Source organism: Methylobacterium persicinum (assembly GCF_022179525.1).
Classification (GTDB): Bacteria; Pseudomonadota; Alphaproteobacteria; order Rhizobiales; family Beijerinckiaceae; genus Methylobacterium; species Methylobacterium persicinum.
The window spans coordinates 253,196-267,667 of record NZ_BPQX01000033.1 but is presented as its reverse complement, the minus strand read 5'-3'; the positions used below and the strand labels follow the sequence as shown (position 1 = coordinate 267,667).

General features: G+C 65.3%; 11 protein-coding genes and 1 tRNA gene. 5 read left to right on the top strand and 7 right to left on the bottom strand.

Annotated features, from left to right (window positions below):
- Positions 1-41: 41 nt before the first annotated feature.
- Positions 42-815, bottom strand: a complete 774-nt coding sequence (ubiE, locus tag MFF22_RS15155) for a bifunctional demethylmenaquinone methyltransferase/2-methoxy-6-polyprenyl-1,4-benzoquinol methylase UbiE (protein WP_238249788.1) — start codon at positions 813-815, stop codon at positions 42-44.
- 218 nt (positions 816-1,033) lie between these two features.
- Positions 1,034-2,143: a 3-isopropylmalate dehydrogenase gene (gene leuB, locus MFF22_RS15150; protein ID WP_238249787.1), complete on the bottom strand. Its 1,110-nt coding sequence runs from the start codon at positions 2,141-2,143 to the stop codon at positions 1,034-1,036.
- Positions 2,144-2,712: 569 nt separating this feature from the next.
- Here leuB and MFF22_RS15145 point away from each other — a divergent pair.
- The 4 genes from MFF22_RS15145 (at position 2,713) to MFF22_RS15130 (ending at position 6,271) form a co-directional block, all read left to right on the top strand.
- Complete coding sequence (locus MFF22_RS15145) at positions 2,713-4,281, top strand: 2-isopropylmalate synthase (RefSeq protein WP_238249786.1); 1,569 nt, start codon at positions 2,713-2,715, stop codon at positions 4,279-4,281.
- A gap of 103 nt (positions 4,282-4,384) precedes the next feature.
- Positions 4,385-4,460: transfer RNA gene (locus MFF22_RS15140), tRNA-Lys, on the top strand.
- Positions 4,461-4,888: 428 nt separating this feature from the next.
- Complete coding sequence (locus tag MFF22_RS15135; RefSeq protein WP_238249785.1) at positions 4,889-5,542, top strand: peptidase inhibitor family I36 protein; 654 nt, start codon at positions 4,889-4,891, stop codon at positions 5,540-5,542.
- 471 nt (positions 5,543-6,013) lie between these two features.
- Positions 6,014-6,271, top strand: a complete 258-nt coding sequence (locus MFF22_RS15130; RefSeq protein WP_238249784.1) for a hypothetical protein — start codon at positions 6,014-6,016, stop codon at positions 6,269-6,271.
- Positions 6,272-6,646: 375 nt separating this feature from the next.
- On the opposite strand, the gene MFF22_RS15125 is transcribed toward MFF22_RS15130, so the two are convergent.
- Positions 6,647-6,784 (bottom strand): hypothetical protein, encoded by a 138-nt coding sequence (locus MFF22_RS15125; RefSeq protein WP_238249783.1) that lies wholly within the window; start codon positions 6,782-6,784, stop codon positions 6,647-6,649.
- Between the two features lie 150 nt (positions 6,785-6,934).
- Complete coding sequence (locus MFF22_RS15120; protein WP_370877518.1) at positions 6,935-7,315, bottom strand: ArsR/SmtB family transcription factor; 381 nt, start codon at positions 7,313-7,315, stop codon at positions 6,935-6,937.
- A 76-nt stretch (positions 7,316-7,391) separates the two neighbouring features.
- Between MFF22_RS15120 and MFF22_RS15115 the strand changes: the two genes are divergently transcribed.
- Positions 7,392-8,075 (top strand): sigma-70 family RNA polymerase sigma factor, encoded by a 684-nt coding sequence (locus MFF22_RS15115; protein ID WP_238249782.1) that lies wholly within the window; start codon positions 7,392-7,394, stop codon positions 8,073-8,075.
- 305 nt (positions 8,076-8,380) lie between these two features.
- On the opposite strand, the gene MFF22_RS15110 is transcribed toward MFF22_RS15115, so the two are convergent.
- The 3 genes from MFF22_RS15110 to MFF22_RS15100 form a co-directional block, all read right to left on the bottom strand.
- Complete coding sequence (locus MFF22_RS15110) at positions 8,381-10,426, bottom strand: hybrid sensor histidine kinase/response regulator (protein WP_238249781.1); 2,046 nt, start codon at positions 10,424-10,426, stop codon at positions 8,381-8,383.
- Positions 10,423-11,940: a DUF7125 family protein gene (locus MFF22_RS15105; RefSeq protein WP_238249780.1), complete on the bottom strand. Its 1,518-nt coding sequence runs from the start codon at positions 11,938-11,940 to the stop codon at positions 10,423-10,425. The genes MFF22_RS15110 and MFF22_RS15105 overlap by 4 nt, the downstream gene beginning before the upstream one ends.
- A gap of 307 nt (positions 11,941-12,247) precedes the next feature.
- A complete protein-coding gene (locus MFF22_RS15100; RefSeq protein ID WP_238249810.1) occupies positions 12,248-14,335 on the bottom strand; it encodes a catalase in 2,088 nt (695 codons plus the stop codon).
- Positions 14,336-14,472: the final 137 nt, after the last annotated feature.

Below are 14,472 nucleotides of genomic sequence, written 5' to 3'. Positions count from 1 at the left end.
GGACGAGATTGATGGCGGCGCCGATCACGGGTGGGTCACGCTCAAGAGACCTTCCAGCCGGAATGGATCGCGACGATGCCGCCGGAGAGGGGCCGGTCGGTGACGTGGCGGAAGCCGGCGGATTCGATCATCCCGGCGAAGGCCCCGCGGGTGGGGAACTTGCGGATCGACTCGACGAGGTAGCGATACGAATCGGCGTCCCCCGCCACCCGGGCGCCGATCCGCGGAATCACGTGGAAGGAGTAGGCCTCGTAGACCTTGTCCAGCAACGGCACGTCCACCGAAGAGAATTCCAGGCAGAGGAAACGGCCGCCCGGCTTCAACACCCGCCGGGCCTCGGCCAGGGCGAGGTCGATCCGCGGCACGTTCCGGATGCCGAAGGCGATAGTGTAGGCGTCGAAGGCCGCATCCGGCAGGGGCAGGCTCTCGGCATTGCCGGTGACAAAGGCGACCCGCTCGCCGTAGCGGCCGCTCGCCCGCTCGGCGCCAACCCGCAGCATCGATTCGTTGATATCGAGCACTGTGACCTGCGTTGCCGGCCCTCCGGCCTCCAGCACCCGGAACGCGACGTCGCCCGTGCCACCGGCAACGTCGAGATGGGCAAAGGGGCGGTTCTTCGGCGGACGCAGCATGGCGATCAGCTGCGCCTTCCAAGCCCGGTGCAGGCCGCCTGACATCAGGTCGTTCATCAGATCGTAGCGGCGCGCGACGGAATGGAACACGCTGTCGACGCGTCCCTGCTTCTCGTTGAGGGCCACACGCTCGAAGCCGAAATCCGTCGTCTCGCGTTTCGCGCCCTCGTTCGCCGCCGTCATGCTGATCCCGCCATTCGTGCCCGAAGCGTCGAGCGTTGCGGGCGTCTTAGCCGGAGTCCGGCCAAGCCGCCATGCGTCCGAGGGTGCGCCCCGGTCCGCGGTCCCCTGTGCGCCGTCCTCGCGAGAGCCCCGGGGCAGTGACGAGCCATTGGCCGATGCACCGCCCCCGGGGCCTTTTCACAGAGCTTTGCGTCGCGGGGACGATGCGTCCTTGGCGGTCAGCCGGCGCGGTGCTTGAGGGCGGCGGCGATGGCCTGAGCCATGGCCTTCGTGCCGATGGCGTCGGCGCCGTTGCTGGCGATATCGGCGGTGCGCGCGCCGCCGGCCAAGGCGTCGGTGATGGCGCCGTCGAGGGCGTCGGCGGCCTCGCCGAGGCCGAACGAGTAGCGCAGGCACATGGCCAGGGAGCCGATCATCGCGATGGGGTTCGCCTTGTCCTGCCCCGCGATATCCGGGGCCGACCCGTGCACGGGCTCATACAGCGCCCGGCGGAGACCCCTGTCGTCCACGGCCCCGAGGGAGGCGGACGGCAGCATCCCCAGGGAACCCGTCAGCATCGCCGCGATATCGGAGAGCACATCGCCGAACAGGTTGTCGGTGACCAGGACGTCGAACTGCTTGGGCCGCCGCACCAACTGCATGGCGCAATTGTCGGCGAGGACGTGCTCCAATTCGATGCCAGCGTAATGCTCGGAATGGACGCGCGTGACGACCTCCTTCCAGAGGACGCCGGTCTTCATCACGTTGTGCTTTTCGGCAGAGGCGACCCGACCGGAGCGCTTGCCCGCCAGATCGAAGGCCACGTGGGCGATCCGCTCGATCTCGGCCGAGGTGTAGACCTGCGTATCCACGGCGCGCTTGCCGCCGCCCGGAAGCTCGGTGATCTCCTTCGGCTCGCCGAAATAGACACCGCCGGTCAACTCGCGGACGATCATGATGTCCAGGCCCTCGACCAACTCGCGCTTCAGGGCCGACGCTTCGGCCAGCGCCGGGTAGCAGATCGCCGGACGCAGGTTGGCGAACAGGTCCAGGTCCTTGCGCAGGCGCAGCAGCCCGGCCTCCGGGCGGTTCTCGTAGGCGACGCCGGCCCATTTCGGGCCGCCGACCGCGCCGAGCAGGATCGCGTCGGCGTCCTTTGCCCGTTGCAGCGTGGTGTCGGCCAGAGGGACGCCGTGGGCGTCGATGGCGCATCCGCCGACGAGGTCGGTCTCGGTCTCGAAGGTCGCGAGTCCGGTCTCCGCCAGGGTGTCCAGGACCACCTTCAGGCCGCCTGCCACTTCCGGGCCGATGCCGTCGCCGGGGAGGAGGAGGAGCTTGTAGCTGGCCATGGTGTGTCTCGCGCGGTGGGAGGGGGGCGGCGCGGTCGGGACCGGCCGCACCGTCATCGCGAACGAAGCGGAGCGACCCTCTGCGAGCGCGGAACCGTGAGAGGCAGCACGTCGAGGGATCGCTTCGCTTCGCTCGCGGAGGCGGTGGGGCCAGCCCGGCCGAGCGCACATGTTCCTGCGCGCTTTAGTGCGGTCTCCGCCGGAGGGGAAGCCGGGTTGCCGAGGGGAGGGCCCTGTGGATCCCCTTGAGTTTCGCGGGGGCCGGATGTACCTGTTTTTGCAATGACGCGTGGCTGCTTCGGCAGGGTCTACGCGAGTGTGAGGAGAGACGAGCCTTGGCCAGAGCCGGCTCAGCGTCCGGGTTCGCAGACGCCGCAATCGCGGCGCGGCGGCTCCGCGCGCCTGCTCCCGGCCTCCTCCTCGACCTTCTGCTTACCCGCCCCTGAGGGCCGTCCGGGCGTGCGCCTGGGCCCTTAGGGGAGATTTCGCGACACAAGCCCATCCCGGGCACCACCCGCCTCCGGCCGCGCGCCGGGCGGAGCGCGAGCAGGGTTCAAGAAGGCAACGCCATGAGCACGACAACCGACACATCCGGCACCCGCGACCGGGTCCTGATCTTCGACACCACGCTGCGCGACGGCGAGCAATGCCCCGGCGCCACCATGACCTTCGACGAGAAGCTCGCGGTGGCGGAGCTGCTCGATGCGATGGGTGTGGACATCATCGAGGCGGGGTTCCCCATCGCCTCCAACGGCGACTTCGAGGCTGTGGCCGAGATCGCCCGCCGCACAAAGCGCGCGACGATTGCGGGGCTGGCCCGGGCCATCACCGCGGACATCGCCCGGGCCGGCGAGGCGGTGCGCCATGCCAAGCGCGGGCGCATCCATACCTTCGTGTCGACCTCGCCGATCCATCTGGCGCACCAGATGCGCAAGACCCAGGACGAAGTGCTGGAGATCATCCTCAAGACTGTGGCTCAGGCCCGCGACCTCGTGGAGGACGTGGAATGGTCGGCCATGGACGCGACCCGTACACCGATCGACTACCTCTGCCGGTGTGTCGAAGGGGCGATCAAGGCGGGCGCCACCACGATAAACCTGCCCGATACGGTCGGCTACGCGACGCCGGCCGAATACCGGGAGATGTTCCGCGCCGTGCGCGAACGGGTGCCGAACGCCGACAAGGCGATCTTCTCGGTCCATTGCCACAATGATCTCGGCCTCGCCATCGCCAACTCCCTGGCGGGTATCGAGGGTGGCGCCCGGCAGGTGGAGTGCACGATCAACGGCATCGGCGAGCGGGCTGGCAATGCCGCGCTTGAAGAGATCGTCATGGCGATCCGCACACGCGCCGACGTGATGCCCTACGAGACCGGCATCGAGAGCCAGATGCTGACCCGCGCGTCGAAACTCGTCAGCCACGCCACGAACTTCCCAGTGCAGTTCAACAAAGCCATCGTGGGGCGCAACGCATTCGCCCACGAGAGCGGCATTCACCAGGACGGAATGCTCAAGAACTCCGAAACCTACGAGATCATGACGCCGGCCTCCGTGGGCCTGACCAAGACGTCCCTGGTGATGGGCAAGCATTCCGGCCGGGCGGCGTTCCGGTCAAAGCTGGATGATCTCGGCCTGCACCTGTCCGACAACCAGTTCCAGGATGCGTTCGAGCGCTTCAAGGCGTTGGCCGACCGGAAGAAGCACGTCTACGACGAGGATATCGAGGCGCTGGTGGATGAGAACCTCGCCACCGCGCAAGATCGTATCCGACTGGTCTCCCTGTCGGTGATCGCCGGCACCCGTGGTCCCCAGCGGGCGACCTTGCGCATCGTGGACGAGGCGGGATCGCGGATCGAGGAAGCGGACGGCAATGGACCTGTGGATGCCGTCTTCAATGCGATCCGCGCCCTCGTCCCGCATGAGGCGCAGCTCGACCTTTACGACGTGCATGCCGTCACCGGCGGCACCGATGCGCAGGCGGAGGTGACGGTGCGGCTTCGCGACGGCGACCGCAGCATCACCGCCCGTGGGGCGGACCCGGATACGCTGGTGGCCTCGGCAAAGGCGTATCTGTCGGCTCTCAACAAGCTTTCCGCCCAGGCCGTGCGCCTGCACGCTCAGCACGCCGCAGCGGAATGACAAAAAAACGTCGGCTGGGGGTGGACAGCCCCCGGCAGCATTGGTATCAGCCCGCCACCCCGGACGGACTTGGTGGCCGACGGGGACGGTCGCAGACGCGATCGGGCGCATAGCTCAGTTGGTAGAGCAGCTGACTCTTAATCAGCGGGTCCTAGGTTCGAACCCTAGTGCGCCCACCAATCATGAAAGACTACGGTAGTCTCCGAGGCAACGAGCGTTCGGTTCTGCCTTGCTCTGATCGGGCTCACTTTGAAACAACGCATCTGCCCGGCATCGCTGTGCGGTGAGTTCTGAGCGCGCGCGGGTCGCAGTGACGTTCGACGCCGTCCTGACCGGCGTTTTCGTAGCGCACCTCGCTTGATGGCAGAACCCACTCATCATCGCCCATTCAAAGTGGCACGCCGGTCACATACCCGGCGTTCGACATTCTCGCGAATGGCCCTGCCCCGGGTGTTTACTTTTTGTTAACCAATCGCTGATCGTTAATAATGCGTGTCCGCAAGCGACGATTGACTAAACATATGCTGCAGACACACCACCTGCTTTTTTGCGCAGTGGAAGTGAGTGTCGTCTGGCAATCATTGGATAGATAGCGCTGGAGGCTGATGTGTCGGCGATCGTCCTGGCGGGAACACCTGTCGAGCATCAGGTGGAGGGCAAACGTCGTCATGCTCTGCAACTGCTCCTCGCCGTGGGTTGGGCCGGACTGTTCGCGTATTGCGCTGCCTACCTCACCGACGACCTGCCCTTTCAGAGCGAATCGAACCAGAGCATTGTTGAGCCGCTGATCGATCAGGTGGAAGACCTCCCTCGGCAGATCGTCGGGATGGTCGCCCCCGAAGCTCGAATGCCCGACACGGCGTCGGCCAAGGCGGAAGCGCCAACAGTGGAGATTGAAACAGCCCCGTCGGTGCCTGAGGTTCACCCCGCCGCGCCGATTGCAGCCCCCAAACCGGTCGCAGTCGTTGCAGAGTATGTCGGGACGTGGGGGCCGACCACCGACGGCTGCGGCGTCCTCGCGCGCCGCAAGGGCTACCTGCCAGCGACGATCACGCCTGAGCGGGCGAAAGCCGGGGAAACCGTCTGCACCTTTCATGGCGCCCGCCGAGCCGGGAATACCTGGACGATGGACGCCGATTGCGGGGACCATGATCGCCGCTGGTCGTCCAAGGTCCGCCTTGTGGTCGATGGGGATCACCTGACCTGGACGAGCGCGTGGGGATCCTCAAACTACGTTCGCTGTAATCGCCGCGCGGGCTGAGAGCACTCCACTGCTCGAGGGATGCCACCAGGACGGTTGCTAGGGGGGCGCTTCGTTCCAAGGCATCGTGCAGCCATGGATCGCGCGGTTGACTCTCGTCGTCTCGCTAAATCCTCACTGGCTCTGATCGTGGGCCTCAGCGGCCGCTTGCATCGCTCTGGCCCAGTGCGGACACGTGTGGGTCCGGAGATCTTTAAGATGCCGGCGCTCATGGACATGCTCGCACCGACGCAAAAACTCTTCCGTCCATACCCCGGTATCGGTCAAAGGGTCGGCGCCGGGCCCGAAGTCCGTAAGGCCGCAGCGCGGGCAGACAGCTGTGTTCATGAATGCTCGACTCCCACGCCCCGACTGACCAACGCACGAAAGGGCGTTCGTATTGATATCAAGGCCGTGCCGACCGATGTGTTCGAAGGGCCGTTGCCGAGGAATTGAACGGAGACCGGCCCGGCTTCAGACGCTGAGGAAGCCATGCCCGACTTGACGCTGCCGCTGATCGTCACCTTCGCCGTCGTCGGGATCGGCTGGCTGATCCTGCATGCCGACAGGGAGTACACTGACGCCATCCGGCACACCCTGTCGATCTTTGCCCTGACGCTCAGTCTGCTCGTCACGGCCGGGGTGACCGCCAAGCTGCGGGCGATGATGGAGGTCGGGCGGATGTCACACCGCGTCGAGGCTCGATCTCAGAACGAACGAGTCGCGCCAGCGGGTATCCGGAAACCGTGAGCGCGCCGCCCCTCGACGCTCATCGCAGCGGGTTCTTCGCAATGGAGGCCGAGGGCATGCTGTCTCGCTGGGTGGGACTTTCGACCTGCGTTTTTCATCCCTCGGCAAAGTCTACGCATGGCCATGGGACACTGGCTATGGTCTAGCCAATGCAGTCGCTCCGGTGCAGCGTTTGCGCCGAACGGCGGCGGCTCGGCCCCCACGGGGCCGGCCGCCTCAAGGGGTTCCGCTCTGGGCCGGACCGGCTCCCGGTGTATCGCGGTTTCGGGCAAGCGAAGTGCGGTACTCCCCACTCGTGCGGACCAACAGCCTCACCTCTATTTCCCGACACGGTGACCCTTTAACTCGCCCGTTCCAGACCCCCTAACGCAACGCTTACGGGGAACTCGCTGAGGCCGGACGACGGCGAAAAAGTCCCCGCAGGATACGGAGCGGCAGGAAGACGAGCTTCAGAATTGCACGGGCGAGCAGGACCGCCAGCACGGCGAGGACGGCGAGTGCGGTATTGAGCATGGGGCTGCTTCTCCGCGGCCGTGAGCGGTAACTGCCGGCGAACGGGCCCGGCTTATTCGTTCCCTACACGACGAACACGGCGATAAGAGGACAGGCGTGCGCCTTATCCAGATCGCCCAATCGCCAGACGCTGGGCCGCTTTGGAGAGGACTAATCTTTCGTCGAAGATGGACCGCAGCAGGGGGTGGCCTTGGTCGAAGAAGCGCCGGACGGCACCCAGCCAATGTCTGCGCACAGTTCCGGCCTGCCGCCGCAGCACTCGTCCATCAAGTACGTCACCAGGCCGCCCAGTGCGTAAGGCACTGCCGTATAGATCACTGAGTTCGCCTGACGCCGCGACTTCACCAAGCCGGCCTGTTCCAACTGAGATAGATGAAACGACAGCGTCGAGGGAGTGCCTTCGACCACGGCGGCGATACGACCCGCAGGCAAACCTGTGGGATGATTGCGTAGCAAGGCTCGCATGACCCGCAAACGTGTGGCCTGCGCCAGTGCGGACAGTACGGTTAAGGCCTCGTGATCGTTCAGCATGCATTCACGTTTCGATTGATATCGAAATTGGAAGAGGTATAAAAGCCCAGCTTGTCGGTACAGGGCACGTTTCAGCATGCTGTGCGAATTGCAAGGACTTATCAGCCCTGACGATCTGGCAGCGGGACGTGAATTACTTACGCACGAGCTGACCACTTATCTCGCAGAGCCGCTGCGTTCATATCTCAGCGCGATTCAGGATGAACCGTTGCCGTCAGCGCTCGCGGGCCTCGTGGCTCGCTTCGAAGCGGCTCAGGGTCGGCAGGGTCGGACGGTCGCGAACGAGTTCCGAGACGATCTGATTCGAGCGCTGCCGGCGCTGCGCACCTTCGCGCTGTCGCTGACGGGAGATGTCAGCTGCGCCGACGACCTCGTGCAGGAAACCTTCGCGCGGGCCTGGACAAAGTGGCACCACTTCACGCCGGGGACGAACTTCACGGCATGGCTCTTCACGATCCTGCGCAACCAGCGCTACTCGGAAATGCGAAAACACAAGCGTGAGGTCGAAGACGCCGAGGGCGTGCTTGCTGCAAAGCTCATGTCCCCCGCGGACCAGGAGGATGCCAGCACCCTGAAAGTGGTCTGGGACAAGATCGGTAACCTGCCCGCGGCTCAGCGGCAGGCACTCCTGATGGTCGGTGCCGAAGGGAGGACCTACGAGGAAGTAGCCTCCCTGCTCGGGTGTCAGGTCGGGACCGTCAAGAGCCGTGTCAGCAGGGCACGGGCGGCCCTTGTCGACCAGATCGGGATGGCAGGCTGAAGCGTTTGCTGGAACACTCAGAGCATGCCGCTTCTACCGTCTTTGCGAGCGAAGCGAAGCAATCCAGCGATCCTCCACGTCCGGTCATGTTCCGCTGCCCTGGATTGCTTCGCTGTCGCTCGCAAAGACGGTGAAGCGGGCGAACCAGATCAACCCGAGAACGCTTGAGTCAGGGCTCACCCCAAGCCAGCCTAGTCAATTCCGGCAGGGCGAAGCGATTCAATGCTGCGCTGTGCTCTTAGGCGTCTTACTGGCCTTGGTCGCTTGTACAGACGGCGGGGCCCTTCCTCCGCTGGGGTCCTGGGCTAACTCCCGAGTACGAGCCTTAGCGATCGGGCTAGCTCATCGCGGCGGTAGGGTTTGTTCAGCACCGGCAGCTCGCCTCGTCCGATCATCTGTCCTTCATCGAGATTGGCGACGTAGCCGGAGGTCAGCAGAACCTTGATGCCCGGTCGCACCCGTTGCGCCTCCAGGGCGAGCTGCGATCCATTCATGCCGCCGGGCATGACGACGTCCGAGAACAGGATATCGATGCGCTCGACACCGTGCAGATGCGTCAACGCCTCGGCCGCATTGTGGGCGACGATCACCCTGTAATGCAGCTCCTCCAGGCTCTCGACGGCCATCGCGAGCACCTGCTGATCGTCCTCGACCAGTAGGATGACCTCGCCGTCGCCGGCCCGGCGCAGGGGTATGGCGCTCGTCGAGCCCGTCCCCGCTTCGTCGCCGGCGGGATCCGTCGAGCGCGGGAAGTAGAGGCTCACCGTGGTGCCCGTTCCAACCTGCGACTCGATCCGCGTGAAGCCTTTGGCGCTGCGCGTGAACCCATAGACCTGGCTCAAGCCCAGGCCCGTCCCCTTGCCCACCTCCTTGGTGGTGAAGAACGGTTCGAACACGCGCTGGAGCTTGTCCGGGGGGATTCCGGAACCGGTGTCGCTGACCGAGATCACGATGTAAGGCCCGGGCGGCACGCCATGATCGGCGACGGCGGCCGTTCCTAGATGCACGTTGCGGCTCGTCACGGCGACACGGGTATGGCCGTTGGAGCCTTCCATGGCGTCGCGGGCATTCACGATAAGGTTCAACACGGCCGCCTCGAACTGCGCCGGATCGATGCGAATGGGATCGAGGGCGGGATCGAGATCGAAGGCTAACTCGACGGCTGCGCCCGCCGCCCTTTCGGCGAGCGGTTTGAAGTCGATCAGCAAGCGGTTCGGGTTGAGCGTTTGCGGCCGCAGCATCTGCCGCCGCGAGAAGGCTAGAAGTTGCTGGGTGAGTTGCTCGCCGCGCCGGGCCGCGCCCATCGCGGCCTCGGCCAGGCGTTTGACGCGGTCGACCTGCTCAGGCCTCCGCAACATCATGTCGAGACCGCCGACGATGACGGTGAGCAGGTTGTTGAAGTCGTGCGCGACACCGCCGGTCAGCTGCCCGATCGCTTCCATCTTCTGGGCTTGGCGCAGGGCCTCCTCCGTCAGGCGCTGGTCGGTACGGTCCATCAGAATGCCGGCAATCCGCAGCGGCTTGCCGAACTCGTCACGTTTCAAATGCCCCTGCATCGCAACCCAGCGGACCGTGCCGTCGGCACGGCGGATGCGGCATTCCAAGTCGAGCTTCCCCGAGTCGACGACCGCGGCGAACGCCGCCTCGACCGCGCCCCGGTCCTCCGCCACGACGTGGGCGAGGAAGCTGTCGCGATCCCATGCCGGTCTCGCTGCGCCATAGCCGAAGATCGCATCGAACCGCGGAGACCGGCGGGACGTCCCGACCACATAATCGAGATCCCAGGACGCCATTCCGGCTGCATCCAGGGCGAACGCGAGGGTTTCGCGCGCGGTCTCGACTTCCTGCGTGCGCTCGGCGACCCGGCACTCCAGTTCTTCGTTCGCGCGACGAAGCTGATCCTGGGCGCCCTCAAGGGCGAGCAAATGTCCGCGGGCCTGATACTGACGCCGCCGCCCCCGCAGGGCGGACGCCACCGCGCTCGCTAGGGTCTCCGCATTGATCGGGCGTTCGAGCAGAACCACGTTGCCGAGGCGGCTGAGCGCCTCCGCGGCCCGCGCCGGGCGACGGCCGGCCTGCCGTGTCGCGAGAACGATGAAGGGGAAATCGGACCACGGCGGCTGGGCGTCCAGCCACGTGAACAATCCGGCCGGCTCGCCATCGGCCAGCGCCTCTTCGGTGACGAGGGCCACGCCGGCGCCGGACTTGATGGCCGCCACCCATTCCGCCGAGTTCGCACAAACCGCAACCGCGTTGCCCGAGCGGGACAGCACCTGTTCGATGACGACCCCGTCGCGGCCCCGTGGCGCGAAGACGAGGATCCGATCCTCCAATGCGGCCGGGCCCGTCACCGTGTCGCGCCGTCCGACGCCCCGGACAGCAGGGCGACATTGCCGCGATAGGCGGGCAAGCCGGTGAGCACACCCTCGAAATCACCGAGCGCCTCGCCGACCCGGAGCCCGCCATGTCCCAGACGCAGCTCGCGGATGGACCGCTCATGGGCATTAACGCGGCTCTTGACTACCGAGATGGCCGTGCGGACCTCGCCCTTCGCTTCAAAGAAGCGGAACAGCAGGATACAGTCGCTGAGGTAGCTCAAATCGACGTCGCTGCGGACCTCGCCGACGATGCCGTGCTGACCCAGCACCAGGAGCGTGGTGGCGCCCTTCTGGTTCAGATAGGTCAGGAGTTCGTGCATCTGTAAGATCAAAAATTCCTCGCCAGGCATCGCGTGCAAGTAGGCGTTGAGGCTGTCCAGGGCGATGAACGACGAGCCGTGGCTTTCCACAGCGGCGCGGACGACAGAGGCGAACTCGCCGGGCGACAATTCGGCGGGATCGATCTGCGTGATGGTCAAGCGCCCGGCATCGATATGCGGACTCAAGTCCATGCCGAGGAGCGCGGAGCGCGTGAGCAGGGTCGGCAGCCCTTCGTCGAAGAGGAAGTACGTTGCGGCTTCCCCGCGCTCAAGGGCGGTCAGCATGCAGCGTATGGCGGTGGTCGTCTTGCCGACGCCGGACGGCCCGAGCAGCAGCGTGTTGGTACCGGGAATGAGTCCGCCGCCAAGCAGCAGATCGAGTTCTGCTGATCCCGTCGACTTGCCCGCGGAATCGAACGTCGCATGATGCTCGGCCGCGATCAGCCGCGGGTAGACCTCAATACCGCCGGTCTCCAGCGCGAAGTCATGGTAACCGCCGCGAAACTTGATTCCCCGCATCTTGACGATACGCAGCCGGCGACGTTCGGCGCCGAATTCCCGGGCCGCTTGTTCCAGCGACACCACGCCGTGCGCGATGCTGTGAAGCTGGACATCGCCGGTCTCCGATGTCTTGTCGTCGAGCATCAGCACGGTACAGTCACGCTTGGCGAAGAAACGCTTCAGGGCCAGGATCTGGCGACGGTAACGCAAGGGGTTCTGGGCCAGCAGCCGTAGCTCCGAGAGGCTATCGAACACGACGCGGGAGGGTTTCGTCTCCTCGACCCTGGCGATGACCTCCTTGACGGTCTCACCGAGTTCGATCTCGGAGGGGTGCAGGATCGACTGCTCGCTGTCGGGGTCGAGACCCATCTCATCGACGAGTTCGTAGACGTCGATGTCGTCCAGTGTCCAACCGTGGGTCGCGGCAGCCGCCCGGAGTTCGTCGGCCGTTTCGGACAGGGTGATGTAGAGCGTATGCTCGTTGCGCGCGCTGCCTTCCCGGAGGAACTGAAGCGCCAAAGTCGTCTTACCGGTGCCCGGTGTGCCTTCCAAGAGGTAGAGTCGGCTTGGGGTGAGCCCGCCGCCGAGAATATCGTCGAGGCCGGGAACGCCCGTCGAGATCCGTGCCTCCGCGTCACCGTGCTGGCTGCTACCTGTGTCACTCATCGGGTCGGTCGAAGCTTCGTGGCCCCGGGTGAAGGCCCGGCGGGCGGAACGGTAGCGTTCGCGCGTGCTACTGTCAGCGCCCGGTTCGCTGCTTCACTAAAATAGTAAGCTCAAATGGTCGGTACGGGGGCAGGCAGAAGGTTCAATCAATCACCCGCAGCGCGTTCCCCTGGATAGTCGGTATCACCAATGGGCGCCCCAGGCCACGCGGTGGAGGTCCGCAGACCTTTCCACGGTGATGAACTAGGATGGGATGGCCAGCGGCAGGTTGGGCGGCCCATGCAGCCGTCCAACCTGCCACACTTGATCAGGCCAAGGTGCGGACGTTGGGCTCGCGATCCCAATACCGCTTCTTCGCAGCTTCCACGAAGTCGCCGAGATCGGTCACACCTTCATCCGCCTCGACGCCGGCCTTATCGAGCAACGGCTTGGCGGCGGCATTGAAGCCGATGGCCTTGAGGTGGCCGAAGGCATCCATCACCCACTGGACCGCGGCGGCCTCCTTGACGAGTTTGCCCGCGGCTTTCTCGGAGAGAACCACCGCGCAGGCATCGACGGTGACCGACGGCTGCCCGAACAGCTGCGCGTCGGCGGCGATGGCCGATCCGTCCGACAGGGGCACCTTGCCCACCTTCGGAGCAATCGTCATCGCATGGCCGCCTGCCGCCTTGATCGCCTTCTTCAGCGATTTGAGCTCGGCCGCATCCGTCCCGTCGGCGATCAGGATGCCGACAGTCCGCCCTTCCAGCGTATGCCGCTCCAACGGACCGCGAATGATGCGCAGGGCCGGCGAGGGGGCCATCTCCTGCACCGGCGCGGCTGTCGGCGAAGCGGGGGGCAGATCCAGGGCGAGCCCGTCGGCAACGCGCGTCGCCAGATCCTCGTCGACATTACGAAGGTTGGCGAGCATCGCCACCCGGATGTGCTCGAGGCTGACCTTGGACAGCTCGAACACCAGCGCCGAGGCGATGTGCGCCTGTTCGGCCGGGTCCATTGACCGGAAGAACAGCCTCGCTTGGCTATAGTGATCGGCGAAGCTTTCCGGCCTGATGCGGAGCTTCTGGCCTTCCTCTTCCGAGGGGAAGGTCACATAGCCCTTCGTGGCATCCTCGCGGGCGCCGCCGGGCTCACCAGCCTTGGCAAGGCTATTGGGCTCGTAGTTGGCGCGGCCCTTCGGCACGGCCATCTGCATGTGGCCATCCCGCTGCTGGTTCATGAACGGGCAACCGGCGGCCGCGGCACGTCCCTTCGCCGAGTTGATCGGGAGCTGGTGGAAATTCACTGATCCCAGGCGCGAGAGCTGCGTATCCGTGTAGCTGAACAGGCGGCCCTGCAGCAGCGGATCGTTGGAGAAGCCGATGCCCGGCACGACATGGCTCGGCACGAAAGCCGCCTGCTCTGTTTCGGCGAAGTAGTTGTCCGGGTAGCGGTCGAGCACCATGCGCCCGACGATCTTCACCGGCAGTACTTCCTCGGGGATGATCTTGGTCGCATCGAGGACGTCATAGGGCTGGCTGTTGGCGAAGGCCTCGTCGAACAGCTGCACACCTAGTTCCCAAGTCGGATAGTCGCCGCGGCCGATGCGGTCGAAGAGGTCCCGGCGCTGGAAGTCCGGGTCTGCACCGGCGATCTTGACGGTCTCGTCCCAGATGGTCGACGCAAGGCCGGCCTTCGGCTTCCAGTGAAACTTGACGAAGGTGCTCTTCCCTTCCTTATTGATGAACCGGAAGGTGTGGACGCCGAAGCCTTCCATATTGGCGAAAGTACGCGGGAGCGTCCGGTCCGACATGGCCCACATGATCATGTGGGTCGATTCGGGCATCAGGCTGATGAAATCCCAGAAGGTATCGTGCGCCGTGGCGGCCTGGGGATAGCCCCGATCGGCTTCCATTTTCGCGGCGTGAATCAGGTCCGGGAATTTGATCGCGTCCTGAATGAAGAATACCGGGATGTTGTTGCCGACGAGATCCCAGTTGCCTTCGCGGGTGTAGAACTTCACGGCAAAGCCGCGCACATCCCGCGGCGTATCGATCGAGCCCGCGCCGCCCGCCACCGTCGAGAACCGGGTGAACACCTCCGTGCGCTGCCCCTTGCGCTGGAAGAGGTCCGCGACCGTGATGTCCGCGAGGCTCTCCGTGCACTCGAAGTAGCCGTGCGCTGCGGATCCGCGCGCATGGACGATCCGCTCCGGGATGCGCTCGTGATCGAAGTGGTTGATCTTCTCGCGGTAGACCTCGTCCTCGAGGAGAACAGGACCACGCGGTCCCGCCTTGAGCTGGTTCTGGTTGTCGGAGACCGGCGTGCCGTGGTTCGTCGTCAGCACGGGGTGATCGTCGTCGGCAGTCTGGTGCGTCTCACCGCCGTTGCCGGCATTGAGTGAAGTCAGTTCGGTCATAGCATCCCACCTTGTCCGTGGGGCCAACCGACCGCAGGCCACCAAAGTTTCCCGCCCCCGGTGCGTGCAAATAAGCGACTGGCATGAGCGGGAAGGGACACGAGCCTGCGCGTCGCGGGTCACCCTTGGTCAACTGT